This window comes from Actinomycetes bacterium, from assembly GCA_036510875.1.
Lineage (GTDB): Bacteria > Actinomycetota > Actinomycetes > Prado026 > Prado026 > DATCDE01.
The window spans coordinates 1-2,004 of sequence record DATCDE010000373.1 but is presented as its reverse complement, the minus strand read 5'-3'; the positions used below and the strand labels follow the sequence as shown (position 1 = coordinate 2,004).

The 2,004-nt window shown below is 68.0% G+C and carries 2 protein-coding genes; both read right to left on the bottom strand.

What is annotated here, in order from left to right:
- Nucleotides 1-435, bottom strand: a 435-nt coding sequence (locus VIM19_21220; protein ID HEY5187351.1) for a cupin domain-containing protein, incomplete at its 3' end; no start/stop codon positions are given.
- Nucleotides 436-876: 441 nt separating this feature from the next.
- The coding region (locus VIM19_21215; GenBank protein ID HEY5187350.1) for an ISL3 family transposase at nucleotides 877-2,004 on the bottom strand (1,128 nt) is incomplete at its 5' end.

The following is a 2,004-nucleotide window of genomic DNA, read 5'->3' as shown; positions in this document are numbered from 1 at the left end:
TTGAACAGACCAGTCCGCGGGTTCGTCGTCGGTGTCGGTGTCGGCGATCGCCTTGGTCTGCTGCACCTTGCCCGGCTTGTGGTGCTGCGGGGCGTACACGGTGTAGACCTGCATCGGTTCGTCGCCGATGTTGGTGATGTTGTGCCAACTGCCGGCCGGCACGAGGACGCACCAGCCGTCGGTGACCTCTTGGTCATAGGTCAGGTCGTCCTTGGCGGGTCCCATCTGGGCGCGGCCGTGACCGCGGTCGAGCCGAATGAACTGGTCCGTCTCACCGTGCTTCTCCAAGCCGATGTCACCGTTGACCGGAATCGACATGAGGGTGACCTGCAGGTAGGTGCCGCTCCAGGCCACGGTGCGGTAGTTGGGGTTCTCGAGCGTCTCGGTCTCCAAGTTGAACGCCTGGGGACGGGGACCGATGTCTGCGATGCTCATGATTTGACACTAGCCCTGCGCGGACCGTGATTCTCAGATCCGGTGGCCCGCCCGAAGCATCTCAGGTCCGCTCCGAAGCAGTGAAGCGTTCCGGGGCTCGTGGGGACTCTGTCGCCGGGTTCCGGTCCCGGTGGAGTTGAGTTCTTGCGGGTTCATCCGCCCCGGATCGCGTGGGAGCCCCGAGGGAGCCCCGTGGGATACCAGTCAGGAACGGTGGAGGCTGGTCGGGCCGTAGGGACCGGCGCCGGGTCCCACATCTGGGCGCGGTACCGGCACGGACTTGTTGCGGGAGGGCTCGTGGTGACCTCGTGTGCCGGGCGTACCCCCTGTGCCACAACGGGAATCACTCGTCCCGGCCCCGAAGCAGGCGGTGTTGAGTACTCGATCGGCACCAGCCTGCATACAACGGAGACGTCCTCCCCCAGGCAAATAGGGTTCTCCTCACCTTTCTGTGGGCAGCGTGATCGTGAGTCCTCCGCAGCAGAGGTAGATCATCGCGATGAGGGCGGTCGCGCTGTGGTGTCCGTAGCCGCGGTGGTTGATGAGTCGGATCTTGCTGTTGAGGCCTTCGAGTTTGCTGTTGGACAGGCCGAGCTCGATGGCGGCGAGGACGCGGTCGCGGTTGGTCCGGACGGTCTTGGACAGGGTCAGGAACGCGGGGATGCGGCTGCGGCAGGCCCAGGCCAGCCACCAATCGAGGTGGGCGGGCGCGTCGGCCGGGTCGTGGAGGCGGTAGAGGTCGCGGAGGCCTTCCTTGAGCTGCCAGCAGCGGTAGAGCACCGAGTTGGCGCGGCGTAGTTCGTGGAGCACGTCGAGCTGGGACGGCAGGAGCTGGTCGGGGTCTTTCAGGAGCGCCCAGCGGCTGTGTTTGACCCACCGGACCTGGTTCCGCGGTGGTGGTGGGCTGTCCGCGGGCGGGCGTCCCCGGCGCGGCCGGGGCGCGGTCCTGGCCTTGTCACGTTCGAGGTTCCACGCCCAGCGACGGGCCTTGTTGATGGCCTCGTTCGCGAGCGCGACCAGGTGGAACGGGTCGACGCATTGGCGGGCTTGCGGGGCGTGGGTGTCGGTGGCCTTCTTGAACGCGGCACCGAGGTCCATGCTGACCGCTTCCAGTGCCGCGCAACCACTCTGACCGAGCTCGTCGTAGAACAGGCCCAGGGTCGCGGCGTTCTTGCCCTCACCGGCCCAGACGACCCGCCCGGCCTGGTCGTGGTCGGCGACGACGGTCAGGTAACGGTGTCCCTTGCGGTAGGAGACCTCGTCGACCCCGATCCGCAGCAGCCCGCTCAACCGGCGGTCATCGATGGCTTCGGTGACGACCCGGGTGACGATCCCCGCGGCGGTCTCCCACGAGGTCCGCAGCAACCGGGCGATCGTGGTCTTGTCCGCGCGCTGCGCCAACCACGCCACGACGTCCTCGAAGTCCCGGGAGTGCCGGGCCCGCGGCCGCGCCCAGGGCACCGCCTCGGTCACGACCCGGTCACAGCGCCGGCAGTGCAACCGGCGGATCCGCGCCTGCAGGAACAGCTTGCTCGCACCGAGGTCCAGGTGCCGCCAGCGCCGGACCGA